The organism is Aminobacter sp. BE322 (genome assembly GCF_050433525.1).
In the GTDB taxonomy this organism is placed as follows: domain Bacteria; phylum Pseudomonadota; class Alphaproteobacteria; order Rhizobiales; family Rhizobiaceae; genus Aminobacter.
Window position 1 is genome coordinate 69507 of the sequence record NZ_JBNPXB010000010.1, and the last position, 24707, is coordinate 94213.

At 64.4% G+C, this 24707-nt stretch carries 26 protein-coding genes; 9 read left to right on the top strand and 17 right to left on the bottom strand.

Annotation, left to right across the window (positions count from 1 at the left end; genetic code table 11):
• Nucleotides 1–245: 245 nt before the first annotated feature.
• The 8 genes from mnhG to J2X50_RS15440 form a co-directional block, all read right to left on the bottom strand.
• Nucleotides 246–614, bottom strand: coding sequence for a monovalent cation/H(+) antiporter subunit G (gene mnhG, locus J2X50_RS15405; RefSeq protein WP_429096279.1), 369 nt, complete (start codon nt 612–614; stop codon nt 246–248).
• The gene (locus J2X50_RS15410; RefSeq protein WP_429096280.1) at nt 614–937 is read right to left on the bottom strand and encodes a cation:proton antiporter; all 324 of its coding nucleotides are present in this window, start codon (nt 935–937) and stop codon (nt 614–616) included. Before J2X50_RS15410 ends, mnhG begins: the two co-directional genes overlap by 1 nt.
• Nucleotides 934–1407: a Na+/H+ antiporter subunit E gene (locus J2X50_RS15415; RefSeq protein WP_429096282.1), complete on the bottom strand. Its 474-nt coding sequence runs from the start codon at nt 1405–1407 to the stop codon at nt 934–936. Before J2X50_RS15415 ends, J2X50_RS15410 begins: the two co-directional genes overlap by 4 nt.
• The gene (locus tag J2X50_RS15420; protein WP_429096284.1) at nt 1404–2981 is read right to left on the bottom strand and encodes a Na+/H+ antiporter subunit D; all 1578 of its coding nucleotides are present in this window, start codon (nt 2979–2981) and stop codon (nt 1404–1406) included. Before J2X50_RS15420 ends, J2X50_RS15415 begins: the two co-directional genes overlap by 4 nt.
• Nucleotides 2982–2983: 2 nt before the next feature.
• The gene (locus J2X50_RS15425) at nt 2984–3361 is read right to left on the bottom strand and encodes a Na+/H+ antiporter subunit C (protein WP_340035591.1); all 378 of its coding nucleotides are present in this window, start codon (nt 3359–3361) and stop codon (nt 2984–2986) included.
• Nucleotides 3361–3780, bottom strand: a complete 420-nt coding sequence (locus J2X50_RS15430) for a Na+/H+ antiporter subunit B (RefSeq protein ID WP_429096285.1) — start codon at nt 3778–3780, stop codon at nt 3361–3363. The genes J2X50_RS15425 and J2X50_RS15430 overlap by 1 nt, the downstream gene beginning before the upstream one ends.
• A gap of 1 nt (nt 3781) precedes the next feature.
• Nucleotides 3782–6100 (bottom strand): putative monovalent cation/H+ antiporter subunit A, encoded by a 2319-nt coding sequence (locus J2X50_RS15435; RefSeq protein ID WP_429096448.1) that lies wholly within the window; start codon nt 6098–6100, stop codon nt 3782–3784.
• A 137-nt stretch (nt 6101–6237) separates the two neighbouring features.
• A complete protein-coding gene (locus J2X50_RS15440; protein WP_429096287.1) occupies nt 6238–6609 on the bottom strand; it encodes an SH3 domain-containing protein in 372 nt (123 codons plus the stop codon).
• A 115-nt stretch (nt 6610–6724) separates the two neighbouring features.
• On the opposite strand from J2X50_RS15440, the gene J2X50_RS15445 reads away from it, so the two are divergent.
• Nucleotides 6725–8827 carry a S9 family peptidase gene (locus J2X50_RS15445; RefSeq protein WP_429096289.1) on the top strand — a complete coding sequence of 701 codons (2103 nt, stop codon included), beginning with the start codon at nt 6725–6727 and terminating at the stop codon, nt 8825–8827.
• A gap of 37 nt (nt 8828–8864) precedes the next feature.
• Here J2X50_RS15445 and J2X50_RS15450 read toward each other — a convergent pair whose 3' ends face one another.
• The 4 genes from J2X50_RS15450 to J2X50_RS15465 form a co-directional block, all read right to left on the bottom strand.
• The gene (locus J2X50_RS15450) at nt 8865–9815 is read right to left on the bottom strand and encodes a c-type cytochrome (RefSeq protein ID WP_429096290.1); all 951 of its coding nucleotides are present in this window, start codon (nt 9813–9815) and stop codon (nt 8865–8867) included.
• 10 nt (nt 9816–9825) lie between these two features.
• On the bottom strand, nt 9826–10263 hold the full coding sequence (locus tag J2X50_RS15455; protein WP_429096291.1) for a c-type cytochrome: 438 nt from the start codon (nt 10261–10263) through the stop codon (nt 9826–9828).
• 191 nt (nt 10264–10454) lie between these two features.
• A complete protein-coding gene (locus J2X50_RS15460) occupies nt 10455–11057 on the bottom strand; it encodes a superoxide dismutase (RefSeq protein WP_429096293.1) in 603 nt (200 codons plus the stop codon).
• Nucleotides 11058–11165: 108 nt separating this feature from the next.
• Nucleotides 11166–12044, bottom strand: a complete 879-nt coding sequence (locus J2X50_RS15465; protein ID WP_429096295.1) for a branched-chain amino acid aminotransferase — start codon at nt 12042–12044, stop codon at nt 11166–11168.
• 141 nt (nt 12045–12185) lie between these two features.
• Between J2X50_RS15465 and J2X50_RS15470 the strand changes: the two genes are divergently transcribed.
• Both J2X50_RS15470 and J2X50_RS15475 read left to right on the top strand, forming a co-directional pair.
• Nucleotides 12186–12848, top strand: coding sequence for a haloacid dehalogenase type II (locus J2X50_RS15470; RefSeq protein ID WP_429096297.1), 663 nt, complete (start codon nt 12186–12188; stop codon nt 12846–12848).
• A 180-nt stretch (nt 12849–13028) separates the two neighbouring features.
• Nucleotides 13029–13766, top strand: coding sequence for a L,D-transpeptidase (locus J2X50_RS15475; RefSeq protein ID WP_429096299.1), 738 nt, complete (start codon nt 13029–13031; stop codon nt 13764–13766).
• A gap of 161 nt (nt 13767–13927) precedes the next feature.
• Here J2X50_RS15475 and J2X50_RS15480 read toward each other — a convergent pair whose 3' ends face one another.
• Nucleotides 13928–15475 carry a helicase HerA-like C-terminal domain-containing protein gene (locus J2X50_RS15480; RefSeq protein ID WP_429096300.1) on the bottom strand — a complete coding sequence of 516 codons (1548 nt, stop codon included), beginning with the start codon at nt 15473–15475 and terminating at the stop codon, nt 13928–13930.
• Between the two features lie 139 nt (nt 15476–15614).
• On the opposite strand from J2X50_RS15480, the gene J2X50_RS15485 reads away from it, so the two are divergent.
• Together J2X50_RS15485 and J2X50_RS15490 are read left to right on the top strand one after the other, a co-directional pair.
• Nucleotides 15615–15836, top strand: a complete 222-nt coding sequence (locus tag J2X50_RS15485; RefSeq protein ID WP_429096302.1) for an AbrB/MazE/SpoVT family DNA-binding domain-containing protein — start codon at nt 15615–15617, stop codon at nt 15834–15836.
• Entirely contained in the window at nt 15833–16222 is a 390-nt protein-coding gene (locus J2X50_RS15490; protein ID WP_429096304.1) for a type II toxin-antitoxin system death-on-curing family toxin, read from the top strand. The genes J2X50_RS15485 and J2X50_RS15490 overlap by 4 nt, the downstream gene beginning before the upstream one ends.
• Here J2X50_RS15490 and J2X50_RS15495 read toward each other — a convergent pair.
• From J2X50_RS15495 to J2X50_RS15510, 4 genes are all read right to left on the bottom strand, one after another.
• Nucleotides 16219–16689 (bottom strand): GreA/GreB family elongation factor, encoded by a 471-nt coding sequence (locus tag J2X50_RS15495; protein ID WP_429096306.1) that lies wholly within the window; start codon nt 16687–16689, stop codon nt 16219–16221. The two genes, J2X50_RS15490 and J2X50_RS15495, sit on opposite strands and share 4 nt — an antisense overlap.
• Before the next feature lie 66 nt (nt 16690–16755).
• Nucleotides 16756–17760: an asparaginase gene (locus J2X50_RS15500; RefSeq protein WP_429096308.1), complete on the bottom strand. Its 1005-nt coding sequence runs from the start codon at nt 17758–17760 to the stop codon at nt 16756–16758.
• Between the two features lie 63 nt (nt 17761–17823).
• Nucleotides 17824–18558, bottom strand: coding sequence for an SDR family NAD(P)-dependent oxidoreductase (locus J2X50_RS15505; RefSeq protein ID WP_429096309.1), 735 nt, complete (start codon nt 18556–18558; stop codon nt 17824–17826).
• Nucleotides 18555–19718 carry an acetyl-CoA acetyltransferase gene (locus J2X50_RS15510; RefSeq protein WP_429096310.1) on the bottom strand — a complete coding sequence of 388 codons (1164 nt, stop codon included), beginning with the start codon at nt 19716–19718 and terminating at the stop codon, nt 18555–18557. The genes J2X50_RS15505 and J2X50_RS15510 overlap by 4 nt, the downstream gene beginning before the upstream one ends.
• 182 nt (nt 19719–19900) lie before the next feature.
• On the opposite strand from J2X50_RS15510, the gene betI reads away from it, so the two are divergent.
• The 4 genes from betI to betA are packed head-to-tail and all read left to right on the top strand — an operon-like array spanning nt 19901 to nt 24660.
• The gene (gene betI, locus J2X50_RS15515) at nt 19901–20494 is read left to right on the top strand and encodes a transcriptional regulator BetI (RefSeq protein WP_429096311.1); all 594 of its coding nucleotides are present in this window, start codon (nt 19901–19903) and stop codon (nt 20492–20494) included.
• The gene (gene betC / locus J2X50_RS15520; RefSeq protein WP_429096313.1) at nt 20491–22017 is read left to right on the top strand and encodes a choline-sulfatase; all 1527 of its coding nucleotides are present in this window, start codon (nt 20491–20493) and stop codon (nt 22015–22017) included. Before betI ends, betC begins: the two co-directional genes overlap by 4 nt.
• Nucleotides 22014–23015, top strand: coding sequence for a threonine/serine dehydratase (locus J2X50_RS15525; RefSeq protein WP_429096315.1), 1002 nt, complete (start codon nt 22014–22016; stop codon nt 23013–23015). The genes betC and J2X50_RS15525 overlap by 4 nt, the downstream gene beginning before the upstream one ends.
• A complete protein-coding gene (gene betA / locus J2X50_RS15530; protein ID WP_429096317.1) occupies nt 23008–24660 on the top strand; it encodes a choline dehydrogenase in 1653 nt (550 codons plus the stop codon). Before J2X50_RS15525 ends, betA begins: the two co-directional genes overlap by 8 nt.
• Nucleotides 24661–24707: the final 47 nt, after the last annotated feature.

The following is a 24707-nucleotide window of genomic DNA, read 5'->3' on the forward strand; positions in this document are numbered from 1 at the left end:
GTTGTTTTTTTGCCCGATATTGCGATCGGGACGCGGCACGATTTTATACCGCAGTTTGCGACTGCGACTCGCGTTCCGTCACTTTAATGAGCCCGTATCAGCAATAAGTCAATTCACTATTCTTTTCGAAATCAAGAACAACGAATTCGACACTTCTCTAACAAATGAACGTTTTTGAAAACCATAGGTCAATTTCTGAGATCAACTCGCCCGATGACGATAGATCTCGCCCAGGCTCACTATCCTCATCCACCTTGGATTTGCCGGTTCTTCTTGGATGACACCACATTCTGGGCCAGTTCGTCCCGAACAGAGCCCTCCCAAATGCGATATCCGGCAGAATATGACGCCTTGGCCAGTAGATGAGCCGATATCGGTGCGGTGAGCACGAAGAAGCCTGCGCCCGCAAGCGCCCTCACACCGGTTGCGAACTCGCCGATGTGCAGCGCAAGCGCCACCAGCATCAGGCAGGATCCCAGCGTGCCGGCCTTGGAAGCGGCATGCATCCGGGTGAGTACATCCGGCAGGCGCAGCAGGCCGATCGAGGCGGTAAGCGCGAACAGCGCCCCCACCACGATCAGCAACCCAGCCAGATAATCACCGACGTCGCCCATCACTGCTGTTCCTCTTCCGCCTGTTCTTCCCGTTTCTTGGCGTCGGCGCCGCCGCTCATCACAAACCTTGCGAAGGCGACCGTGGCCAGGAAGCCGACCAGTCCGAGGGCGATCGCCACGTCCACGTAGAGCCTGAAACCCGATCGGATGCCGAACACTGCGATGAAGCCGATGGCAACGGCAACCAGCATGTCGAGCGCCAGGATACGGTCTGGCAGCGACGGCCCCCTGACCACCCGCACTACGACCAGCAGGAACGAAATACCGAGTATTCCTAGGGCGAAGATCGCACTTGCTTCAAGGAAGGCTGTTCCAGACATCATCTGAACGCCTCCATTATTCTTCTCTCGAAGCCTATCCTTATTTCTTCTTTCGCCCTTTCCGGATCCGAGCAATCCATGCCGTGCACGAACAACGTGCGTCGGTCGTCCGACACGTCCACGGACAAGGTCCCTGGGGTCAGGGTGATCAGGTTGGCGAGCAAGGTGATCTCGAAATCACGCTCGACCTGCAGCGGATAGGCAAAGATGCCGGGCTTGACGTCCATCCGTGGGGAAAGCACCAGCCGCGCGACGCGCACGGCGGAAAGGACGAGCTCCTTCGCAAAGAGCAGAGCAAGCAGCAACGCCGCCCAGGGGCGAACGGTCACCTTCGCCGCCCGCAGCTGGTCGCGGACTATGAACAGGACGCCCCAGCCGATGGCGATGCCCAGGATCAGGTTGGGCACCGTGTAGCTGCCGGACATTCCGACCCATGCAAGCGCGAGCAGCACGACGTAGCGCACGGGGATCATCGTCCACCTCCAGGCGGAAACACTGCCTGCACATAGGCTGACGTATCGATGAGGCCGCCGGCGGCGGCCGTCGCCGCCCGGACGAATGGCTCCGGCATGACGCCCATGCCCACCATCGCCAACGCCAGCAGCGCAATGGTGACGACGCCCAGCCGCGATGCCGCAGCCTGGCCAGGTGCTTCAGCGGGCCTGCCCCCGGCCGGCACGGTGTCTGCCCTCCAGAAGGCAAGGATGAACACGCGGCCCAAGGCAATGGTCGCCAGGAAGCCGCTCAAGAGAACCGCGAAGGCAAGCGGCCATTCGCCGCCATCGAGCGCCGCCCTAACCAGCATGACCTTCGGCCACAGGCCGGAGCCCGGCGGCAGTCCCGCAACGGCGAGCGAGATCACCATCGCCAGCAACGTCAGGAACGGGCTCGCCGCATACAGTCCGGACAGAGAGCGAAGCGAGAAGCTGCCGCCGCGCTGGCGCATCAGGCCACCGAGCAAATAGAGCGCCGACAGCGAAATCATGGAATGCACGGCGTAGAAGATCGTGCCGGACAGGCCGCGTTCCGTGCCCAGCGCGATGCCGGCCAGCATCACGCCCACGCCGGAGATCACCAGGAAGCCGGAAATCCGCCGGATGTCGGATTGCGCCAGGGCGCCGAGCGCCCCGACCAGCATCGTCGCCACCGCTATCCAGCCAATGACGCCTGCCAGTTCAGCGCGTTCCACGGCAAAGATGGTCAGCATCGTCCTGAGCAGCGCGTAGATGCCGACCTTGGTGAGCAGTCCGCCGAACAGCGCTCCGGTGATCACGGGCGGCGTATGGTAGGAGGCGGGCAGCCAGAAATTGACCGGAAAGGCCGCCGCCTTCATGCAGAAGGCCAGCAGGAACAGGGAAGCCAGCGTCGTCAGCGGGGCCGCCGCATCCGCCTGGCCCGCCCTGGCGGCGAGGTCGGCCATGTTGAGCGTGCCGAACGTACCATACAGATAGCCGGTGGCGATCAGGAACAGGGTCGTGCCGACGAGATTCAGGATCGCATATTTCGTCGCTCCGTCTATCTGCGGCTTTTCCGAGCCGAGGATCAGCAAGCCGAACGAAGAGATCAGGAAGACCTCGAACCAGACATACAGGTTGAACATGTCGCCGGTCAGGAAGGCGCCGCTGACGCCGGCCATCATCAGGAGCAGGAACGGGTAGAACCCGTAGCGCCGGCCGGTGGCATCGATGTCCAGCACCGAGTAGGCGCAGCAGGCAAGCGCCACGAACGATGCCGTCAGCGAGAACATCGCTCCCAGCGCGTCGACCGTGAACGAGATGCCGAAGGGCGGCAACCAGCTGCCCATGGTCATCGACACCGGCCCCTCGCCCAGCACGCGCGTGAGGAGCGCGATGTTGGCGGCAACCATGGCGGCCAGGGCCGCCACGGCCACCAGCGCATGCCAGCGGACGTTGTGGCGGATCATCAGCAGGATCGCGCCGCAGACGATCGGAACCAGCACCGGCGCCACCACCAGCCAATCGGCCGCAGTGACGGGTGCCGCGATCATCGCAGCAGTCCTGTCGACGATTTCACCCTCGATCGCCATTGTCAGTACCCCATCGGCGGCAGGCCGTCGTCCGCCGGCTCGGCGATGCGCATGCCATCGGTGTCGTCGGTGCCGATCTCCTGATAGGCCCGATAGGCCAGCACGAGCAGGAAGGCGAAGAACGAGAACGAAATGACGATCGCGGTCAGGATCAGGGCCTGCGGCAGCGGGTTGGCGACCGCCCCCGCGGGAACGTCGAGCCCTTCGGCGATGACCGGCGGGATCTCGCGCATCAGCCTGCCGTTGGTGAAGATCAGCAGGTTGACGGCGTTGCCGAACAGGGACACGCCCAGCAGGATGCGGATGATGTGCCGCGACAGCATCAGATAGATGCCGGCGGCGAAGAACAGGCCGACCAGGATGGCGAACACGCTCTCCATCAATCGTGCTCCCTGTCCTCGAGCGCCAGCGCAATCGAGGTGAACGAACCGACCACGACGAAATAGACGCCGATATCGAAGAACATCACGGTCGAGAGGTCGGCGCTAACGCCGAAAAGGCTCGGGGAAGCCCAAAGGCCCGTCAGGAACGGCACGCCGAACGCCAGCGACGGCAGGCCGGCGAATGCCGCCAGGAACAGGCCGAAGCCGGCAACGGCCATCGGGTGGAAATGGAGTGCCCGCCGTACCGCCGGCACGCCGAAGGCGATGCCGTGGATGGCGAAGGCCGATGCGGCGATCAGGCCGCCGGTGAAGCCGCCTCCGGGCTCATTGTGGCCGCGCAGCATCACGAACACCGAGAACATCAGCATCAGCCCGGTGAGGAAGGGTGCCGCGGTGCGGAAGATCAGCGTCTGCATGCTAGGCATCCTCCGACACGCTCGCGCGCGCCACCGTCTTCCTCGAGCGGATGCGGATCAGCGCCAGGATCGCGAGGCCGGTGATCATGACGACTGCGATCTCGCCCAGCGTATCCAGGCCGCGATAGTCGACGATGATCACGTTCACGACGTTGCGGCCGTGTGCGATCGTCTTCGAATAGGCGGCGAAGAACTGCGACAGCCGGTCATCGAAGGGCAGTTGCGTCACCTTCAGCAGAAGCAGGGTGAAGGCCAGGCCGCAGGCGCCGGCAATCGTCATGTCAAGCATTTGCTGGCGGAGCGGACGATGATCGGTGGGCGAAAGCCTGAGCCGCGTCATGACCAGGGCCAGGATCACCACCGCGAGCGTCTCCACCATGAACTGGGTGAACGACAGGTCAGGCGCCCCGAACAGCATGTACAGCACCGCCAACGCAAAGCCCTGGATGCCGAGGGAGACGATGGCCGTCAGGCGGCTGCGCGCCTGGACGACGGCGGCAAGGCCGATCACGGCAATCGCCATGACCGCCCATTCGTAGAACCGCAAGGCGGGCAGCACCGGCGCCGACGGCAGTTCGCCGGTGACGATCATCGGCACCAGCAATGCGACGGCAACGGCGATGAAGGTGGCCGTCATGTAGATGTCGAGGCGCCCGCTCTGGACGATGCGCGTCAGCCCCGCGGCGAAGCGCAGCAGCGCGCGCAGGGCCTGGTCGAAGCCGCGGTCCGGGCCCCAGCCGATGCCCGCGAGCACGCCGGCAGTCAGCGAGCGCAACCGGTCGAGCCCGAGATAGGCCGCTATCCCGAGCGCCACCGTCAGCGCCGACAGAATGAGCGGCACGCCGATGTGGGGGACGACGGAGATGGTGACGTCGACAGGAGTACCCGCGACGGCGCTTGCGGTAGGCGAGGACAGCAGCCTGTGGGTCGTGGCCGACGCAAGGGCGGCCACGAGGCCGGCTCCGCCGAGCACCACCGGCCCCAGCCAGAGCGAGGCCGGCCCTTCATGCGCGTGCTTTGGGGTCGCGATCGGCGCGCCGGCGAACGGGCGCAGCGCAACCGCAAAACCGATGGCGAACATCAGCGCGTTGGCACCGATCGTCACGCCAAGCAGCAGAATGCGCCATCCATCGGCCTCGGTGAATGCCAGGTAGATTTCCTCCTTCGCCAGGAAGCCGAAGAAGAGCGGCAAGCCCCCCATCGAGAAGGCGGCCAGCATGGCGGCCGCAAATGTCACCGGCATCGCACGGCGCAGCCCGGCAAGTCTGGTCACGTCGCGCGTGCCCGCTTCGTGGTCGATCAGGCCGGCAACCATGAAGAGCGCGCCTTTGAACAGGGAATGCGCGACCAGGTAGAGTGCCGCCGCCTCGACTGCCTTGTCCGAACCCAGGCCGGTCAGCATCACGAGCAGTCCCAGCGACGCGACGGTCGTGTAGGCGAGCATCAGCTTGAGGTCGACCTGCCGGATGGCGAGCAGCGCGCCGACGGCAAGCGTGGCACCGCCGAACAGCGGCAGGATCGTTTCCCAGGCCGCCGTGCCGCCCATCGCCGGGTTGAGCCGCATCACCAGGTAGACCCCGGCCTTCACCATGGTCGCCGAGTGAAGGTAGGCCGACACCGGCGTCGGAGCCTCCATGGCGTTGGGCAGCCAGAAATGGAACGGAAACTGGGCCGACTTGGTGAAGGCTCCCCCGAGCACGAGCAGCAGTGCTGCGAGGTAGAGCGGGCTCTGCCGCAGAGCCTCCCCCGACCCCAGCAGAGCCGAGAGTTCGCTGGCGCCGGTCGCCTGTGCTATGACCAGCAGGCCGGCAAGCAGCGACAGCCCGCCCAGTCCCGTCACCAAGAGCGCCTGCAAAGCCGCGCGCCGCGCCGCCTCGCGGCCGTGATCGAAGCCGATCAGCAGGAACGACGTGATGGAAGTCAGTTCCCAGTAGACGAACAGCATCAGGAACGAATCCGAGACCACCAGTCCCAGCATCGCTCCCATGAACAGCAGCATGAAGGAGAAGAAGCGGCCCTGATGCGGGTGCCCCTTCAGATACCCGCCCGAATAGATGACGATGAGCATGCCTATGCCGGAAATCAGCAGGGCAAAGGTCAGCGACAATCCGTCAAGGAACCAGGCGAAGCGCAGGCCCAGGCTGGGCGCCCAGTCAAATCCGCCGGAAACGCTGCGCGCGTTGCCGACCGCCTCCAGCATCCCGGCGAAATGCACGAACATGATGAGCGGAATAGCGGCGAGCAGCCAACCGGCGTAGTGTTTCGTCACGCGGACCAGCAACGGAGCGAGCAACGCCCCGACAAACGGCAGCATGAGTATCAGGAAGGTCAGCGTGCAGGCCCTCTTTGTTTCTCACGTTGTTAGGGGCATAGACGTCCCGTCACGCGTGGGCAAGCCTGAACCGACCTTTTCAACGACTGGCGTGTTCCACTTCGCAGTTGAACGGCGCCTTTCCTTCAGTACGGCGTGATGTACTTGCCGTAGACCCAGCCGGTGACGAAGTTTCCGTTCTGTGCAGGGTCGTGCCAGACCTGGCACCAGCGATAGCGGACGCGCTGCTCCTGCTTCCACGCCGGCAGGTGGCCGATGTCGCGCAGATCGATCCCGCCGGTGCACTTGCCGGTCATCTGCAGCACGGCGCCGTTCGGATAGGCCGCCTGCTTCTGCGATGCGTTGGACGGGAACTTGCGAATATTGAGCGTGTCGCCCCACGGAACCTGGGCGACCTCCCAGGCCGAGAAGGCGGCGGCATTCGACTGGCCGGCGAATAGCGCGACCGTTGAGGCCACGGCCAGGGCGACTGTTGTCTTGACAAGCGTCTTCATCATCTCTCTCCGGCCCCAAGGGCGATGGAACGATGAAGCCACCATGCAACTCGGCTCTTGAACCCGCCCTGATCGGCGTGTTCATTCGCCATTCAAGATTCAGCCCATGCGAGACGCAATGACGAGACCTTCCATCTTCACCGACATCCCTGCTCCCGAAACCGAACGGCGGCCCGTGAGCGACACGCGGCACGGCATCACCCGCGTCGACGAGTACGCCTGGCTGCGCGCCGACAACTGGCAGGAGGTGTTCCGCGACCCCAGCCTGCTCGATCCGGCCATCCGCGCGCATCTGGAAGCGGAAAACCGCTACCAGGCCGAGTTGATGGCGGACACCGCCGAACTCAGGAAGGCGCTGTTCGGCGAGATGAAGGGGCGCATCAAGGAGGACGATTCCTCGGTGCCGATGAAGGACGGGCCTTTTGCCTACGGCTCCTCCTACAAGAAGGGAGGCGAGCAGCCGCGCTACTTCCGCATTCCGAGCGCAGGCGGATCCGAGGAAATCATCCTCGACGGCGACAAGGAAGCCGAGGGCCAGGCCTATTTCCGCCTCGGCGGGATGGACCATTCCTCCGACCATCGCCGGCTGATCTGGGGTTTCGACGACAAGGGTTCGGAATTCTATACACTGCGCGTCCGCGACCTTGCGAGCGGCGGCGACCTGGAAGACGTGGTCGGCGACACCGGCGGCTCTGGTGTCTGGGACGGCGCCAGCGACGGCTTCTTCTATACCCGCCTCGACCCGAACCATCGCCCCTCGAAGGTCTTGTACCATGCAGTGGGTAGCGACGCCGCCGGCGACCGACTGGTCTACGAGGAAACCGATCCGGGTTTCTTCATGAATGTGGGCGGCACGCGCAGCAACGAGTGGATCATGATCTCGATCAGCGATCATGAGACGTCCGAGTACCGGCTCTTCCCCGCCTCCAATCCAGCCGCCGAGCCCAAGCTGGTCGCCGCACGCGAGACCGGCCTCCAATACGATCTCGAAGAGGGCGGCGACATCTTCTTCGTGTTGACCAATGCCGACGGCGCCAAGGACTTCAAGGTCATGACCGCTCCGGTTGCCGATCCGGTACGCGCCAACTGGAAGGAACTGATCGCCCACGAGCCCGGCCGCCTGATCCTGTCGGTCATGGGTTTCAAGGACTTCATGGTCCGCCTGGAACGAAAGGATGGCCTGCCACGCATCGTGGTGCATGAACGCGCCACCGGCAACGAGCACCACATCGCCTTTGCCGAAGAGGCCTATTCGCTCGGGCTGTCGGGTTCCTACGAATACGACACCGACATCATCCGCTTCAGCTATTCGTCGATGACCACGCCCGCACAGGTCTTCGACTACGACATGCGGACGCGCGAACGCGTCCTGCTGAAGACCCAGGAGGTTCCCTCCGGCCACAACGCCGAGGACTACGTCACGCGGCGGCTGATGGCGCCGGCGGAGGATGGCGAACTGGTGCCCATCTCGCTGATCCACCACCGCGACACCAGGCTCGACGGCTCCGCGCCGTGCCTGCTCTATGGCTACGGCTCATACGGGATCACCATCCCGGCCTCGTTCAACACCAACTGCCTGTCGCTGGTGGATCGTGGCTTCGTCTACGCCATCGCCCACATTCGTGGCGGCAAAGACAAGGGTTACGCCTGGTACGACGACGGAAAGCGGGCCGCCAAGCAGAACACGTTCAGGGATTTCGTCGCCTGCGCCAGGCATCTCGTGGCGGAGCGCTACACCACCCACGGCCATATCGTCGCCCAGGGCGGATCCGCCGGTGGCATGCTGATGGGGGCGGTCGCCAACATGGCGCCCGAGGCCTTCGGCGGCATCATCGCCGAGGTGCCATTCGTCGACGTGCTCACCACGATGCTGGACGACACGCTGCCGCTGACCCCGCCAGAATGGCCCGAATGGGGCAATCCGATCACCTCGGAGCAGGACTACAAGACGATCGCGGCCTATTCGCCCTACGACAACGTCGCGGCGCTCGACTACCCGCCGATCCTCGCCGTCGCCGGCCTCACCGATCCGCGCGTCACCTACTGGGAGCCGGCCAAATGGGTCGCCCGCCTGCGCGAGCGCAAGGCCGGCGGCAATCCGGTCCTGTTCAAGATCAACATGGATTCGGGCCATGCCGGCGCGTCCGGCCGTTTCTCGAGGCTGGAGGAGATTGCCTTCAACTATGCCTTCGCGCTGAAGATCGCGGATCGCGCCGGATAGGAGCCTGCCGAGCCGGCGGCACGCGCCGCCGGCCGGCTCAGTTCGCGGCGGCCTTCGTCGGCGGATAGCCGTTTGGCTCCGCCGGGATCGCCTTCAGATAGGCCGCGATGGCCTCGCGGTCCTCGGCCGCGAGCCGCGCCATGTTCTTCTGCACTTCGACCATTGTGCCGCCGACGGAATCGAACTCCGGCGTGAAGCCGGTTTCGAGATAGCCAGCGATGTCGCTCTCCGACCAGGACCGGATGCCGTTTCCACCCGGCGTGATGTTGGGGACGACGCCCGTTCCTTCCGCCGCCACGGCGCCGGCCAGCCACTGGCTCCGCTTCGATCCTCCGTCGAGTGCGCGCGGCGTATGGCACTCGCCGCAATGGCCCGCGCCTTCGACCAACAAACGGCCCCGCAGCACCTTTTCGGGCGTTCCGTCTGCGAAGCCCACGACCGGCTCGTCGCTGAGGTTGAGCAGCTTCCAGAGGCCGAGCCCCCGCCGGACGTTGTAGGGGAAACTCAGACTGTGGTCGGGCGCCCTGCCCGCCACCGGCGGCAGCGTTTTCATGAAGGCATAGAGGTCGGCGACGTCGCCCGGCTGCATGCGCGCATAGGACGGATAGGGAAATGCCGGATAGAGGTGCTGGCCGTCGCGCGATACGCCCTTCAGCATGGCGTTGGCGAAGTCCTCCAGCGACCACGCCCCGATGCCATCGGTCGGGTCGGACGAAATGTTCGGAGCCACGAAGGTTCCGAACGGCGTCTTGAGCTCGACACCGCCGACGAGTTGCAGGCGGGCATCGCCTTCCGCCTTCGGCCTCGCGTGGCAGGAGGCGCAACCGCCGGCGTCGAAGATGCGCTGGCCGCGAACGGCATCGCCAATTCCGAGCGATGCGAGCGCCTCGGGTCCCAGCCTTTCCGGTTCGGTGAGCCACCAAAAGACCGCGGCCCCGGCGCCACCCAGCGCCAGGGCCGCAATCGTCAATTTCTTGAGAATAGCCATCCGCAGCGGATCAGCCCTTCTTGACGCGGAAGGCCTCATGGCAGGCGGCGCAGGTCTGGCCGATGGTGCCGACCTGGGCCTTCAGCGCGTCGAGATCCTGTGCCGGAGCCGCGGCGGCGGCGGCGGCGACCGACTTGAACTTGTCGACCTGCGCCTGGAAGCCTGCCGCATCCGTCCAGATCTTCGGCGACGCAGTCGTATCGCCCTGGTCGCTTCCCGCGGGGAACGAGGCAGCCACGTCGATCTTCTGGACGTTGTCGTTGAGCGTCGTCAGCGCCGCCAGGACAGCCGCAGCGTCGAACTGGGTTTCGCCCTTGACCATCGACACAAGAACGCCGACCTGCTTTGCGTTGTCCTTCATTACCGCCTTGCGATTGGCGATCACATCGGCCAGCGCCGCCGTGGTCGCGAGCGCAAGCACAGTGATGGCAAGTACGTATTTTCTCATCAATCCTCTCCGGGGTTGCAAATGCTGCCTTGGGGGGCAACGGCGAAACTGGCCGAATTCGTCCCGGAATTCTCTTCACGCTTACGTGATCTGGAAGGTTTGACGATCACATCGAATAACAAAATGAAAACCCCGGCGTAGGCCGGGGTTTTCACTTACTGGATCAAGAAATGGTCCCCGGGCTGATCTACTCAGCCTTTCGCCTTTTCATAAAGCTCGAGAACGTAGTCCCAATTGACCAGACTGTCGACGAAAGCCTCCAGGTACTTCGGGCGCGCGTTGCGATAGTCGATATAGTAGGAGTGCTCCCACACGTCGACGCCGAGGATCGGGGTCGCGCCGTGGACGAGCGGGTTCTCGCCGTTCGGGGTCTTGGAGATCTCGAGCTTGCCGTTCTTGACGGAAACCCAGGCCCAGCCCGAACCGAACTGCGTGGTGCCGGCTGCGATGAAGTCGGCCTTGAACTTGTCGTAGCCGCCGAGATCGGCGTCTACCGCCTTCTGCAGTGCGGCCGGCAGCTTGTTGCCGCCGCCGCCCTTCTTCATCCACTTCCAGAAATGGACGTGGTTGTAGTGCTGGGCGGCGTTGTTGAACAGGCCGGCATTCTTGCCGAACGACTGCTTCACGACCTCTTCCAGCGAAAGCTTGTCCAGGCCCGCTTCGGCCGCCAGCTTGTTGCCATTGTCCACATAGGCCTTGTGGTGCTTGTCGTGGTGGTACTCGAGCGTCTCCTTCGACATGAAGGGCTGCAGCGCCTCGTAGTCGTAGGGCAATTCGGGCAATTCAAAAGCCATGGATCATACTCCCTTGCTGGCAAATCGCGGCATGTGTGTGCCGTCTAGAGATAGGTTGCCACCTGCATGTGACAACGGTTGCGAGGCGCGTTTTTCGGTTTGCGCCGCTCAGGCCCTGGGGGCCGAGTGCGCCCATTCCCAATATAGCTCGCGCGACAGTTTTGCTACCGGTCCCGGCTGGAGAATTCTTTCTTCGATCCGCGTGATCGGGACGATCTTCGAGTGGTTGCCGGTGGAAAAGATCTCGTCGGCCTCGAGGAATTCCCGCACCGAGAGCGTCTTCTCGACGACGGTCATGCCACGCTCCGCAAGCAGGCCCATGGTGCGGGTCCGCGTGATGCCGGAAAGGAAGGTGCCGTTGGGTGCCGGCGTGAAGACCTGGCCGTTCTTGACCATGAAGATGTTCGACGAGCCGGTCTCTGCGACGTTGCCGAGCATGTCGAGCACGAGCGCATTGTCGAAGCCGCGCATCTTGGCTTCCAGGATCGCCCGGCCGTTGTTGGGATAGAGGCAACCTGCCTTGGCGTTGGTCGGCATCGTCTCAAGGCTCGGGCGGCGGAACGGCGACAAGCCGATCGAGAAGCCCGCCGGCGGGATCATTGGCGCCTCATAGAGGCAAAGACAGAACCTGGTCGATGCGGGATCGGCCGGCACGCCCATGTAGCCGCCGTGCTCGGCCCAGTACATGGGGCGGATGTAGACGGCCGTCTTGCCGTCGAACTTCTTGAGCCCGTCCCAGGTCAGTCCGACAATGTCTTCCGCAGCCATGGTCGGCTTCAGGCCAAGCGCAATCGCCGATGCGTTCACGCGCCGGGAATGGGCCTCGAGATCGGGAGCCACGCCTTCGAACCAGCGGGCGCCGTCGAACACGGTCGACGCCAGCCACATGGCGTGGCTGCGCGGCCCGATGACCGCAACGTTGCCCTCATACCAGTCTCCGTCAACGAAGGTCCAAGTCGTGGATTGTGCAGCCGCTGCCAGCGTCATTGTAGGTTTCCCGTAACATCCGATTGATGGCGGTCATGGAAGAGGCTTTGTCCAGGCACGTCAACCGGCAGCCGGCCGAAATGTTGGAGCCAGACGCTCGGCGCCCTTGCGTCAGCCGGCAAGTCGTTGGAAAACCCTGCCATGCGCCATGCAGCCTACATATTCGACGCCTACGGCACGCTGTTCGACATCCATGCGGCCGTGCGGCGACATGCTGCCGAAATCGGTCCCGACGGCCTGTTGCTGTCCGAGATATGGCGGGCCAAGCAGCTCGAGTATTCCTGGGTCCGCACGCTCATGGGCGCCCACGCCGATTTCTGGCAGTTAACCGAGCAGGCGCTCGACTACGCCTTCCGCAAGGTTCCGTCCGTCGACCCTGCGATGCGCGCGAAACTGCTCGACGCCTATTGGCACCTGGACTGCTATCCGGAGGTTCCGGCCGTGCTGCGCGCGCTCAAGGACAACGGCGCACGACTGGCCATCCTTTCGAACGGATCGCCCGAGATGCTCGAGGCTGCAGTACGGTCTGCGGCTCTCGACATGATCCTGGACGAAGTGTTCTCGGTGGAAAGCATCCGCCGATTCAAGCCGGATCAATCCGTCTACGATCTCGTGGCGAGTAGCTGGCGGCTCTATCCGGACGCGGTGTCCTTCCAGTCGTCCAATCGCTGGGACATAGCAGGCGCGGCAAAGTTTGGCTTCCGCACCGTCTGGACAAATCGAAATTCACAGCCTGACGAATATAGCGACCATCCGCCGCATTTAATCCTTCCGTCGCTGGAAGGTTTGCTGACGCACGGCTAAGTCGTCACTGCAACACTTGTGACAATATCGCAACAGTGATCAGTCGATCACAGATTTGCCATTGTTTTTCCACCTTCAAGCCTGATTTAACGACGCCTATCATCATACGCGTTAATGGGAACGCAACAGGTTTCTTTTATATTCACCATATCATCCGAACTGGAACTCCAGACTGCTGTCATGTCCATAATTCTTCCCCCTAAGCCATCCCTAAGCCGTCGCGGCTTCCTGAATCTGACGGCGGCCGGCGCCGCAACGGCGGCCCTTTCGGCTTGCGCCACCACCAACGGAGGCGATCAGGCTTCGGCCGCTCCCGTGGGACAGCCGCCCGCCAGCGTCGAGCCGGCATTCGGCGACTATACGACCATGTACTCGTCCGTTGTCGACGAGGGGTATGAGATCCCGGCGATCCCGCTCAAGAAGGTCCAGAGCAAGTTCATGCGGCAGATCGTTCCCGATCCCACCGGTGAGCGGCCCGGCACCATCGTGGTCGATACGTCGGCCTTCTTCCTGTATCTGGTGCGCGAAAACGGCGAGGCGCTCCGCTATGGCGTCGGCCTCGGACGCCAGGGGTTCGCATGGTCCGGCCGAGCCGTCATGCAGTGGAAGCGCAAGTGGCCGACCTGGACCCCGCCGGATGAAATGATTACCCGCCAGCCGGAACTCGAGAAATACAGCGCCCGCAACGGCGGCATGCAGCCCGGGCTGACCAATCCGCTCGGCGCCCGTGCGCTCTACATCTTCCAGAACAAGCAGGACACGCTCTACCGAATCCACGGCTCGCCGGAATGGTGGTCGATCGGCAAGGCGGTTTCCTCGGGCTGCGTCCGCATGATGAACCAGGACGTGATCGACCTCTACGACCGCGTTCCGAATGGAAGCCCGATCCTGGTCACCAACGGGCTTGGTACCGCCTGATCTGATTTCGGACTGACCAAAGATTACGGCGGCGTGCCCTGCACGCCGCCGTTTTTTCGTTAGAGCGTTTCCGCTTTTCTTCGAATCGCGGAACCGCTCTATCTCTTTGTTTTGACGCAATTCCGGACGGAAAACCGCTGCGCACTTTTCCTGGAATGGCTCTAGAAGCCCTTCTTCAGGCTCCCCAGAATTCCGCGAACCAGTTCACGTCCGAGCGACGAGCCGACCGAGCGTACCACCGACTTGATCGCGGCTTCGGCCACGGATTGGCGGCCAGAGCTGCTGCTGCGCTGCCGCGGGGCGCCACCGGACGTGCGGTCGCCATCATTGCCAAAGCCCGGGATCGTCCAGCCACTACCGCCGCCGGTATCTGCCTTCTGGGCCTCCTGCTGCGCCTGCTGGGCCTCGGTCGCCTTCTTCTGAAGCATTTCAAACGCCGAATCACGGTCGACCGTCTGGTCGTACTGGCCGGCGACCGGGCTCTCGTTGATCAGCTTGCGCCGCTCGTCGGCCGTAACCGGGCCGAGGCGGGAGGCCGGCGGGCGGATCAGCGTCCGCTGCACCATCGCCGGCACGCCCTTGGCCTCGAGCATCGAAACCAGCGCTTCGCCGGTGCCGAGCTGGGTGATGGCGGTCGCGCAGTCGAAGTCCGGGTTCGGCCGGAATGTATCGGCGGCCGTCTTCACCGCCTTCTGCTCGCGCGGCGTATAGGCACGCAGCGCGTGCTGCACCCGGTTGCCGAGCTGGGCAAGCACGGTATCCGGAACGTCGAGCGGGTTCTGGGTGACGAAATAGACGCCCACGCCCTTCGATCGGATCAGGCGCACGACCTGCTCGACCCGGTCGACCACGATCTTCGGCGCTTCGTCGAACAGGAGATGCGCTTCGTCGAAGAAGAACACCAGCTTCGGCTTGTCGGGATCGCCCACCTCCGGCAGCACCTCGAACAGCTCCGAGAGCAGCCAGAGCAGGAAGGTCGCATAGAGCCGCGGGTTCATCATCAGCTTGTCGGCGGCGAGCACGTTGATCGCGCCGCGGCCATCGCGGGTCGTCCGCATGATGTCGGCAATCTTCAGCGCCGGCTCGCCGAAGAAGTTGTTGCCGCCCTGCTGCTCCAGGACGAGCAGCGAACGCTGGATCGCCCCTACCGAAGGCTTGGTCACGTTGCCGTAGCGGGCGCCGATCTCGTCGGCGCGTTCGGCGATGTTGGCGAGCAGCGCCTGCAGGTCCTTCATGTCGAGCAGCAGCAGACCCTCTTCGTCGGCAATGCGGAAGGCAATGTTCAGCACCCCTTCCTGCGCCTCGGTCAGGTTCATGAGACGCGACAGAAGCAGCGGCCCCATCTCCGACACCGTCGCCCGGATCGGGTGTCCCTGTTCGCCGAACAGGTCCCAGAAGATCACCGGGAATTCCTGGAACTCATAGGGGTCGAGCTTCACCGCCTGTGCGCGGGCGACCAGGAAGTCCTTGGCCTCCCCCATCATGGCAATGCCCGACAGATCGCCCTTGATGTCGGCGCAGAAGACCGGCACGCCGGCATTCGAGAAACCCTCGGCGAGAATCTGTAGCGTCACCGTCTTTCCGGTGCCGGTCGCGCCGGTGACCAGACCGTGGCGGTTGCCGTATTTCAGCAGCAACTCTTCTGGCCGCTGGTAGCTGTCGTCCGGCTTGCGGCTGGCACCTATGAAAATGCTGTCGTCCTGCGCCATGGTCGTTCTCTCCGGCAATGCGATATCGCGACCGCTTGCGCGGCCCCTGCAAGGTATAGTGGCCGCCTCACCGGGCGACAATGGCTTGGTTCCTTCCAGCCTCCATGTTATACATGGGTTATAACATGGAGATGCAGCCATGAACGTGACCGTGCGCAAGATCGGAAATTCGGAAGGCGTGATCCTGCCCAAGGAGGTGCTCGACCGGCACAATCTCAGGGCTGGCGACACTTTGGAGATCATCGAGTCCAAGGATGGGCTGACGCTGAAGCCAACGGACGACGTGTTTGAGCGGCAGATGGAAGCCGCAAGCAAATTCATGGACAAGTACAAGGTCGCGCTTCAGAAGCTGGCTGAATGAGCCCGCTCTTCCTGTCACGGCGTGTCGTCGAAGCAATGCATGCCGAGCAGCTCCGACGCCATGGTGGAGCTCAGGGGCTTCGCGACGAAAATGCGCTTGAGTCTGCTCTGGCGAGGGCAGAGAACAAGGCCGCCAATGGCGAACCCACGATCATCGAGCTCGCCGCGGCATATCTCTTCGGCATTGCGCGCAACCATGCCTTCGTCGACGGCAACAAGCGCGCGGCAATTGTCGCCGCGGGCACCTTTCTGGCCGTCAACGGCTACGAACTGACCGCCGACGATGGCGCGCTATATCTATTTGTGATGAGCGTCGCCGCAGGCGAGATCGATGAAGCGGGCGCGACCGCGTTCTTCCGCGACCACGCGATCGCAATCGAAAGCTAGATACGGATCTCGATGATCTCCCAGTCGCGCCCGTTGACGGTGGCGACTTCGCTCACCGCCTTGCCGAACAGGGCCAGTGCCATGGGCGAGACGTGCGAAATGCTGCCCTTGGCGGCATTGGCCTCGTCTTCACCGACGATGCGCCACGCGTGACGCTTGCCGTCGTCATCCTCGATCGTCACCTTCATGCCGAAGCGCACGACGGAACTGTCGGGCTCGGGAACCGAGACCTCCGCGTTTTCCCGGCGCGCCTGCCAATAGCGAAGATCGCGCGAAACCGTCGCGATGCGCTCGCGATCGGCCGCGGCTTCGGCCTTGGCCAGTTCCTCGCGCAAGCCGCCGAGTTCCGTCTCGATCTGGGCAAGTCCCCGTTCCGTCACCAGATTGCGGTGCGCGCTTACCGGCCTCTCGCCGATGTCGGCGATCTGGTTTTCGCTGTCGTCTTCACGCGTGAAAGCTCTGCTCATGGAAAGAACCTAGGCCTTCGTTTGGTCGATAACAAGCCGGCTGATCTGACCGTATCTCAGTACCCTTTAGGCTAATACTTCGGTCGGCCTGAGCGACGCGGCCTCGATCCCGTTCCAGTTCTTCAGAACGGGATTGGCCGCACGTCGCATCTTGGCAGCCAGCTCGCCGTCGCCCGAAAGCAGCCTGGCCAGCACGGCCGAAATCATGACCTCGGCCGCCCTGCCCGCACCGTCGTCGCACTTCAGCGCGATGCCGAGCCCGAGCTCCGGCAACGCCGCGCAATAGACGCCTTCGGCACCGACCTTGACGAAGATCCTTCCGGGGGCAGCCTCCATCAACTCCGTATCGGCCCTTCCGGTTCCGGCGACCATGAACGGTTCCGCCATGCAGGCCGCCAGGAGCCGGCGCGCGGCCTTGGCTCGCTCCAGCCCCAGGCCCGTTCCGGTCGCCATCCGGGCAAAGCCCAGGGCAAGATTGTCGAGCGGAATGGCGAAGGTCGGGATCGAGCACCCATCGGTGCCGCGGTTGGAGGCGTCGTGGGCCGCGCCGGTCACTTCCTCCATCGCCTGGCGAACCATCTGCTGAAAGCGATGGTCGGCGCCGACATAGCCGCGATGGTCGATGCCCAGATGCTGGCAGGTGCAGACGAAGCCCGCGTGCTTGCCCGAACAGTTGTTGTGAAGGGCGCTCGGCGCCGCCCCGCTGCGCGCCAATCCGATCATCGCGCCCTGCCCCGACGGCCAGTGCGCGCCGCACTCCAGGGCATCTGCTCCGACACCGGCCTTGGCCAGCATGGATTGCGCCAGTTCGGCGTGAACCGGCTCACCGGAGTGCGAGGCGCAGGCAAGCGCCAGTTCGCGCTCGCCGAAGCCGTAGCGATCAGCGGCGCCGCTCTCGACGAAAGGCAATGCCTGGATCGCCTTGACGGCCGACCGCGGAAATACCGGTCGCACGGTGTCGCCGAGGGCAAGAACCTTGCCGCCGTCCGCATCCATCACCACGACCGAGCCACGATGGACGCTTTCGACGGTGCCGCCACGCAGCATCTCGACGAGTACCGGATTTGTCATTTCTAGCGAGCCTTCATGCAACTGCGAACAATCGATGGCCGACGCGACCTCACCCAGAGTCGCTCACGGTCGGTCTATCGATAGCCCGGCTGCAAGCAATCCGCCATCCACGGCGAGTGTATGGCCATTGATGTAGCTCGCTTCGGGTGAAAGCAGGAATGCGGCAGCCGCCGCGATCTCGTCGGGTTCGGCAAATCGCCCCTGCGGGACATGTCTCGATTCGATGCGGCCGTTGCCCAGCGAACAGGCGTCGTCACCGGCCGGACCGGCAGCAACCGCATTCACTCGCACGCCGCGCCCCGCATACTCGAGCGCCAGCACCTGCGACATCAGCTTGAGCCCGGCTTCCGAGGCGGCCACGGCCAGTTGGCCGTGGTGCGCCCGCAGCCCGGCCAACGAACCGATGCTGACGATCGAAAGCGACGCACCCATGCGTTCGAGCGCCGCCTTCGCCGCGATGAAGGGCGCGACGAGGTTGAGGTCGAGCGCCTCGCGCAGCGTTTCGGCGCTGGTATCCTCGACCGAGGAACTCCGCCCAAACCCGGTCATCGCAATCAGGCCGCCGATGAGGCCAAGCCGGTCGACCACCTGGTCGAAAGCATCGGCCACATCGTCCTCGTCGGTGGGATCGGCCTCGATGAAGACGACTTCGTCGTTGTCGATCTGGTCTTCCGCTGCCTGGAGCGCTCCACCGTCGGGGTCGATCACCGCCACCGGCCATCCGTCGGCGATCAGGCGCTCGGCCACTGCAAGGCCGATGCCCGAAGCGCCGCCGATGACCACGGCGGAATGCCTCATCTGATGCGGTCCAGGATGGAGACGTAGTTGGCGACGGCCGCGCCGCCCATGTTGAAGATGCCGCCGAGCCTGGCGTCCTTGACCTGGATGCCGCCGGCCTCGCCGGCAAGCTGCATGGCGGTCAGCACATGCATCGACACGCCGGTCGCACCGATCGGGTGGCCCTTCGCCTTGAGCCCGCCGGACGGGTTGACCGGCAGGCGGCCGTCCTTGGCGGTGATACCTTCCATGGCGATGCGGGCACCCTCGCCGCGCGGCGCCAGCCCCATCGCCTCATATTCGATCAGTTCGGCGATGGTGAAGCAGTCATGCGTCTCGACGAAGGAGAGGTCGTCGAGCGAAACACCCGCCGACTTCAGCGCCTTGTTCCACGCCACCTCGCAGCCCTCGAACTGCAGGATGTCGCGCTTCGACATCGGCAGGAAGTCCTGCACGTGCTCGTTGGCGCGGAAAGCGATCGCCCGGCGCATCTTGAGTGCCGTGGTCGCGTCGGTCAGCACCAGTGCCGCGGCACCGTCCGAAACCAGCGAGCAATCGGTGCGTTTCAGCGGCCCGGCGACGAAGGGGTTCTTCTCGCTTTCCTGGCGGCAGAAGTCGAAGCCGAAATCCTTGCGCATCTGGGCATAGGGATTGTCGACGCCGTTCTTGTGGTTCTTGGCGGCGATCATCGCCAGCGCATCCGACTGGTCGCCGTAGCGCTGAAAATAGGCCTGGGCGATCTTGCCGAACACACCCGCGAAGCCGGCAGGCGTATCGCCGTCCTCGGGCAGGTAGGAGGCGCGCAGCAGGTTCTTGCCGATCTCCGGCCCCGGCGTCGTGGTCATCTGCTCGGCTCCGACCACCAGCACGATGCGCTGGCCGGCATTCACCGCGCGGATTCCCTGGCGCACGGCTGCCGAGCCGGTGGCGCACGCATTTTCGACACGCGTCGCCGGCTTGAAGCGCAGCCGGTCATCGGCCTGGAGCACCAGGCTCGCGGTGAAGTCCTGGGCCGAGAAGCCGGCATTGAAATGGCCGAGCACGATCTCGTCGACATCGTCCGGGCCGATGCCGGCATGTTCGAGCGCTTCGTTCGCGACCTTGGTGATGAGGCTTTCGAGCGTCTCGCCTTCGAGCTTGCCGAAGCGCGAATGGGCCCAGCCCACGATGCATGCGGTCATGTTCGTCTCCGTCGCCGATTCACATTTTGCGCCATTTGACAGGCGATTCCAACGCCCTCAATTCCGTTCAAATATGAACAATTTTGACCAAGTTGCAATGCCGCAATTGGAACCATGAGCGCCGCGCATTTTCATTGATTGATGAGTCAATTAAAAATAAGGTCGCTCGCCGGAGGAAGCTGATGCCCAAGGTCGGAATGGAGCCGCTGCGCCGCAAGGCGCTGATCGACGCGACGATCTCCGCGATCGGCGAACGCGGCACCCTGGACGTGACGATGTCGGAGATTGCCGGCCGCGCCGGCGTGTCGTCTGCCCTCGCCCACCACTATTTCGGCGCCAAGGACGAATTGCTCGCCGCAACGATGCGGCATCTGCTGTCCGAACTCCTTATGGACACGACCGCGGCATTACGGCTGGCAAGGACGGCTCGCGCCCGCGTCTCGGCCGTCATCTCGGTGAATTTCTCCGACAAGCAGTTCCGTGCCGAGACCATCGCCGCATGGCTTGCCTTCTACGTCGAGGCGCAGAAGTCACCGGCGCTGCGCCGCCTGCTGCGCATCTACGCCCGCCGCCTCCAATCCAATCTGATGAGCGGCCTCGGCCGGCTCCTGCCGCATGGCGAGGCAGAGCGCGTCGCCGAAGCGACGGCGGCGCTCATCGACGGCCTCTACATTCGGCGTGCCCTGCGCGACGGCATCCCCAATGCGGCGTCGGCCGTCGCGCTGGTCGAGGACTTTCTGGAAACCAAGCTTTCGCAGGTGTCACCGAAGCCATGACCCGCCAGCCGAACATCCTCATCATCATGGTCGACCAGCTGGCCGGGACCCTGTTCCCAGACGGGCCGGCCGGCTTCCTCCACGCCCCGCACCTCAAGGCGCTGGCAGCACGCTCGGCGCGGTTCAAGAACAACTACACCGCCTCTCCGCTCTGCGCGCCGGGCCGTGCCGCCTTTATGTCGGGCCAGCTACCGTCGCGCACCGGGGTCTACGACAACGCCGCCGAGTTCGCCTCGTCCATCCCGACCTTTGCCCATCACCTGCGTGCCGCCGGCTATCACACCGTGCTCTCGGGCAAGATGCATTTCGTCGGGCCGGACCAGATGCACGGCTTCGAGGAACGGCTGACGACCGACATCTATCCGGCCGATTTCGGCTGGACTCCCGACTACCGCAAGCCTGGCGAACGCATCGACTGGTGGTACCACAACCTCGGCTCGGTCACCGGCGCCGGCACGGCCGAAATCAGCAACCAGATGGAGTATGACGACGAGGTCGCCTTCCTGGCGACCCAGAAGCTCTACGACTTCGCCCGCGTCTCCGACCAGGCAGAGCGCCGCCCCTGGTGCCTCACCGTTTCGTTCACCCACCCGCACGACCCCTATGTCGCCCGGCGGCAGTACTGGGACCTCTACGAGGACTGCCCTGCCCTCGACCCCGAGGTCGGCTTCATCCCTGAAGACAAGCAGGACCCGCATTCGCAGCGCCTTTACCTCGCCAGCGACTACGCCAGCTTCGACATCACGCCCGAGCAGGTGCGCCGCTCACGCCGCGGCTACTACGCCAACATCTCCTACATCGACGACAAGGTCGGCGAGCTGATGTCGGTGCTCGATCGCACGCACATGCTCGACGACACCGTCATCCTGTTCTGCTCCGACCACGGCGACATGCTGGGCGAGCGCGGCCTGTGGTTCAAGATGTGCTTCTACGAAGGCTCGGCGCGCGTGCCGCTGATGATCGCCGGCAAGGCCATCCCGAGCGGACTGATCGAGGCGCCGACGTCCAATCTCGACGTCCTGCCGACGCTGTGCAACCTTGCCGGCATCGACCTGTCGGCGATCGCGCCATGGACCGACGGTCAGTCGCTCGTTCCGCTCACCGCCGGCGAACCGCGAACCGCCCCCGTGCTCATGGAGTATGCCGCCGAAGGCTCCTATGCGCCGCTGGTCGCGTTACGCGAGGGCCGCTTCAAGTTCGTCCATTGCGAGATCGACCCGCCGCAACTGTTTGATCTGGAATCGGATCCCCAGGAGTTCCACAACCTCGCCGCCGATCCGGCCAATGCCGACCTGGTGGCGAGATTCATGGCCAAGGTTCGCGCCCGCTGGGACATGGCTGCCTTCGACGCGGCCGTACGGGAAAGCCAGGCGCGCCGCTGGGTGATCTATCCGGCGCTGCGCAACGGCGCCTACTACCCGTGGGATTTCCAGCCGCTGCAGAAGGCGTCCGAACGCTACATGCGCAACCACATGGACCTCAACGTGCTCGAAGAGAGCAAGCGTTTCCCGAGGGGCGAATGATGACAACGACGGTTCCGAGCCTGGACAGGCTGCACCAGGCCTATGCCGAGACCTCGCGCGCGACCCAACTCACCCCGCTGCTCGAATCCGCAGCCCTTGCCCGCGAAACCGGCGCCGCCCGCGTCTTCGTCAAGGCGGAGTCGCTGCAATGGGCCGGCTCGTTCAAGGCGCGCGGCGCCTACTGGCGGCTGAAGCAGCTGACAGCCGACGAGGCGAAGCGCGGCGTGGTCGCCTATTCCTCCGGCAATTTCGCCCAGGGTCTTGCCGCCGCCGGCCAGGCACTCGGCATTCCCGTCACCATCGTCATGCCCATCGACGCGCCTGCCGCCAAGCGCGAAGCGACCAAGGGCTACGGCGCCCGCGTCGTGCTCACCGACCACGGCGATCGCGCCCGCGAAGAGGTCGCCGCAGCCAAGGCGCGCGAGATCTCGGAGACCGAGGGCCTCGCCCTGCTCCACCCGTTCGACGACCCGGAAATCGTCGCCGGCCAGGCAGGCGCCGGGCTCGAAGCGCTGGAACAGCTGGCGGCGAAGGGCGTCGCGGCCGACATCGTGCTCTGCCCGGTCGGCGGCGGCGGGTTGATCGGCGGCGTGTCGCTCGCCTTCCACTATCTTTCCCCGTCAACGCAGGTGTTCGCCGTCGAACCCGAAGGCTTCAACGGCATGGGCAGTTCGCTCGCCCACGGCGGCATCGAAACCATGCCGCTCGGCCCGAAGTCGATCTGCGACGGGCTGATGGCGCGCAAGCCGGGCGAAGCCCCCTACGCAGCCGTGACGTCGAGCAACGTGCGCGGCCTGACGGTCGACGACGCGGCCGTCCGCGGCGCGATGAAGGTGGCATTCGAGCGCCTGAAGCTCGTGCTCGAGCCGTCGGGTGCTTCTTCGCTGGCGGCACTTCTGGGAGGAAAGGTCGACGTGTCCGGCAAGACCGTGCTCGTCGTCGCAACCGGCGGCAACGTCTCGCTCGCCGATTTTATGGTCCATGTGAACAATGCTTGAAGCAGATTTCGTAATCGTCGGCTCCGGCTCCGCCGGCTCGGCCATGGCCTACCGCTTGTCGGAGGACGGCAAGCACTCGGTGATCGTCATCGAATATGGCGGCACCGACTTCGGCCCGCTGATCCAGATGCCGTCGGCACTGTCGATCCCGCTCAACATGAGCCGCTACGACTGGGGCTATGCCAGCGAGCCCGAGCCGCATCTCGGCGGCCGCGTACTCGCCACCCCGCGCGGCAAGGTCCTTGGCGGCTCGTCCTCGATCAACGGCATGGTCTATGTCCGCGGCCATGCCCACGACTTCGACCACTGGGCCGAACAGGGTGCCACCGGCTGGGGCTATGCCGACGTGCTGCCCTATTTCAAGCGCATGGAGCATGCGAACGGCGGCGAAGACGGCTGGCGCGGTACCTCGGGTCCGCTCAACATACAGCGCGGCCCGCGCAAGAACCCGCTCTATCAAGCCTTCGTCGAGGCGGGCCAGCAGGCCGGTTTCGAGCTGACCGAGGACTATAACGGCTCCAAGCAGGAAGGTTTCGGGGCCATGGAGCAGACCATCCACGGCGGTCGCCGCTGGTCGGTGGCCAACGCCTATCTGCGGCCGGCGCTGAAACGCGGAAACGTGCGCGTCGTCAATGGCTTCGCCCGGCGCGTGGTGATCGAGAATCAACGCGCCGTCGGCGTCGAGATCGAAGCTCGCAAGAAGATTCAGGTCGTTAAGGCACGACGCGAGGTGATCGTCGCTGCCTCCTCGATCAACTCGCCAAAGCTGCTGATGCTGTCAGGTGTCGGACCCGCCGAGCACCTGAAGAAGCATGGCATCGCGGTCGTCGCCGACCGGCGCGGCGTCGGCCAGAATCTCCAGGATCACATGGAGCTCTACATCCAGCAGGAATCGACACAGCCGATCACCCTGCACTCGGTGTTCAATCCGTTCTCGAAGGCGCTGATCGGGGCCGAGTGGCTGCTGTTCAAGACCGGGCTCGGCGCCACCAACCATTTCGAGGCCGCAGCCTTCGTGCGCTCGAAAGCCGGCGTCGACTATCCCGATATCCAATTCCATTTCCTGCCGGCGGCCGTGCGCTACGACGGCAAGGCGGCGGCCAAGTCGCATGGCTTCCAGGCCCATGTCGGGCCGATGCGGTCGAAGTCGCGCGGCTCGATCAGCCTCAGGTCGAGCGATCCGTGGGCGAAGCCGGAAATCCGCTTCAACTACATGTCGCACCCCGACGACTGGGAGGACTTCCGCCACTGCATCCGCCTCACCCGCGAGATCTTCGGGCAGTCGGCCTTCGATCCGTTCCGCGGCAAGGAGATTTCCCCGGGCAGCCAGGTCCAGACCGACGAGCAGCTCGACGAATTCATCCGCGAGCATTCGGAGAGCGCCTACCACCCTTGTGGCACTTGCCGTATGGGTCGCGCCGACGATCCGACGAGCGTGGTCGATCCCGAATGCCGGGTGATCGGCGTCGAGGGACTGCGCGTCGCCGACTCCTCGATCTTCCCGCGCGTGACCAACGGCAACCTCAACGGACCGTCGATCATGACCGGCGAAAAGGCCGCCGACCATATCCTCGGCCGGACGCCGCTCGCGCCGTCGAACCAGGAGCCGTGGATCAATCCGCGCTGGCAGGTCTCCGACAGATAGAGCATCATCCGGCCACCTCGCCGGACACCGAAAATACAACTGGAGCA

Coding starts and splice junctions, on each gene's coding strand:
- mnhG (WP_429096279.1), bottom strand. CDS start 614: ATGGGCGACGTCGGTGATTATCTGGCTGGGTTGCTGATCGTGGTGGGG.
- J2X50_RS15410 (WP_429096280.1), bottom strand. CDS start 937: ATGATGTCTGGAACAGCCTTCCTTGAAGCAAGTGCGATCTTCGCCCTA.
- J2X50_RS15415 (WP_429096282.1), bottom strand. CDS start 1,407: ATGATCCCCGTGCGCTACGTCGTGCTGCTCGCGCTTGCATGGGTCGGA.
- J2X50_RS15420 (WP_429096284.1), bottom strand. CDS start 2,981: ATGGCGATCGAGGGTGAAATCGTCGACAGGACTGCTGCGATGATCGCG.
- J2X50_RS15425 (WP_340035591.1), bottom strand. CDS start 3,361: ATGGAGAGCGTGTTCGCCATCCTGGTCGGCCTGTTCTTCGCCGCCGGC.
- J2X50_RS15430 (WP_429096285.1), bottom strand. CDS start 3,780: ATGCAGACGCTGATCTTCCGCACCGCGGCACCCTTCCTCACCGGGCTG.
- J2X50_RS15440 (WP_429096287.1), bottom strand. CDS start 6,609: ATGATGAAGACGCTTGTCAAGACAACAGTCGCCCTGGCCGTGGCCTCA.
- J2X50_RS15445 (WP_429096289.1), top strand. CDS start 6,725: ATGACGAGACCTTCCATCTTCACCGACATCCCTGCTCCCGAAACCGAA.
- J2X50_RS15450 (WP_429096290.1), bottom strand. CDS start 9,815: ATGGCTATTCTCAAGAAATTGACGATTGCGGCCCTGGCGCTGGGTGGC.
- J2X50_RS15455 (WP_429096291.1), bottom strand. CDS start 10,263: ATGAGAAAATACGTACTTGCCATCACTGTGCTTGCGCTCGCGACCACG.
- J2X50_RS15460 (WP_429096293.1), bottom strand. CDS start 11,057: ATGGCTTTTGAATTGCCCGAATTGCCCTACGACTACGAGGCGCTGCAG.
- J2X50_RS15465 (WP_429096295.1), bottom strand. CDS start 12,044: ATGACGCTGGCAGCGGCTGCACAATCCACGACTTGGACCTTCGTTGAC.
- J2X50_RS15470 (WP_429096297.1), top strand. CDS start 12,186: ATGCGCCATGCAGCCTACATATTCGACGCCTACGGCACGCTGTTCGAC.
- J2X50_RS15475 (WP_429096299.1), top strand. CDS start 13,029: ATGTCCATAATTCTTCCCCCTAAGCCATCCCTAAGCCGTCGCGGCTTC.
- J2X50_RS15480 (WP_429096300.1), bottom strand. CDS start 15,475: ATGGCGCAGGACGACAGCATTTTCATAGGTGCCAGCCGCAAGCCGGAC.
- J2X50_RS15485 (WP_429096302.1), top strand. CDS start 15,615: ATGAACGTGACCGTGCGCAAGATCGGAAATTCGGAAGGCGTGATCCTG.
- J2X50_RS15490 (WP_429096304.1), top strand. CDS start 15,833: ATGAGCCCGCTCTTCCTGTCACGGCGTGTCGTCGAAGCAATGCATGCC.
- J2X50_RS15495 (WP_429096306.1), bottom strand. CDS start 16,689: ATGAGCAGAGCTTTCACGCGTGAAGACGACAGCGAAAACCAGATCGCC.
- J2X50_RS15500 (WP_429096308.1), bottom strand. CDS start 17,760: ATGACAAATCCGGTACTCGTCGAGATGCTGCGTGGCGGCACCGTCGAA.
- J2X50_RS15505 (WP_429096309.1), bottom strand. CDS start 18,558: ATGAGGCATTCCGCCGTGGTCATCGGCGGCGCTTCGGGCATCGGCCTT.
- J2X50_RS15510 (WP_429096310.1), bottom strand. CDS start 19,718: ATGACCGCATGCATCGTGGGCTGGGCCCATTCGCGCTTCGGCAAGCTC.
- betI (WP_429096311.1), top strand. CDS start 19,901: ATGCCCAAGGTCGGAATGGAGCCGCTGCGCCGCAAGGCGCTGATCGAC.
- betC (WP_429096313.1), top strand. CDS start 20,491: ATGACCCGCCAGCCGAACATCCTCATCATCATGGTCGACCAGCTGGCC.
- J2X50_RS15525 (WP_429096315.1), top strand. CDS start 22,014: ATGATGACAACGACGGTTCCGAGCCTGGACAGGCTGCACCAGGCCTAT.
- betA (WP_429096317.1), top strand. CDS start 23,008: ATGCTTGAAGCAGATTTCGTAATCGTCGGCTCCGGCTCCGCCGGCTCG.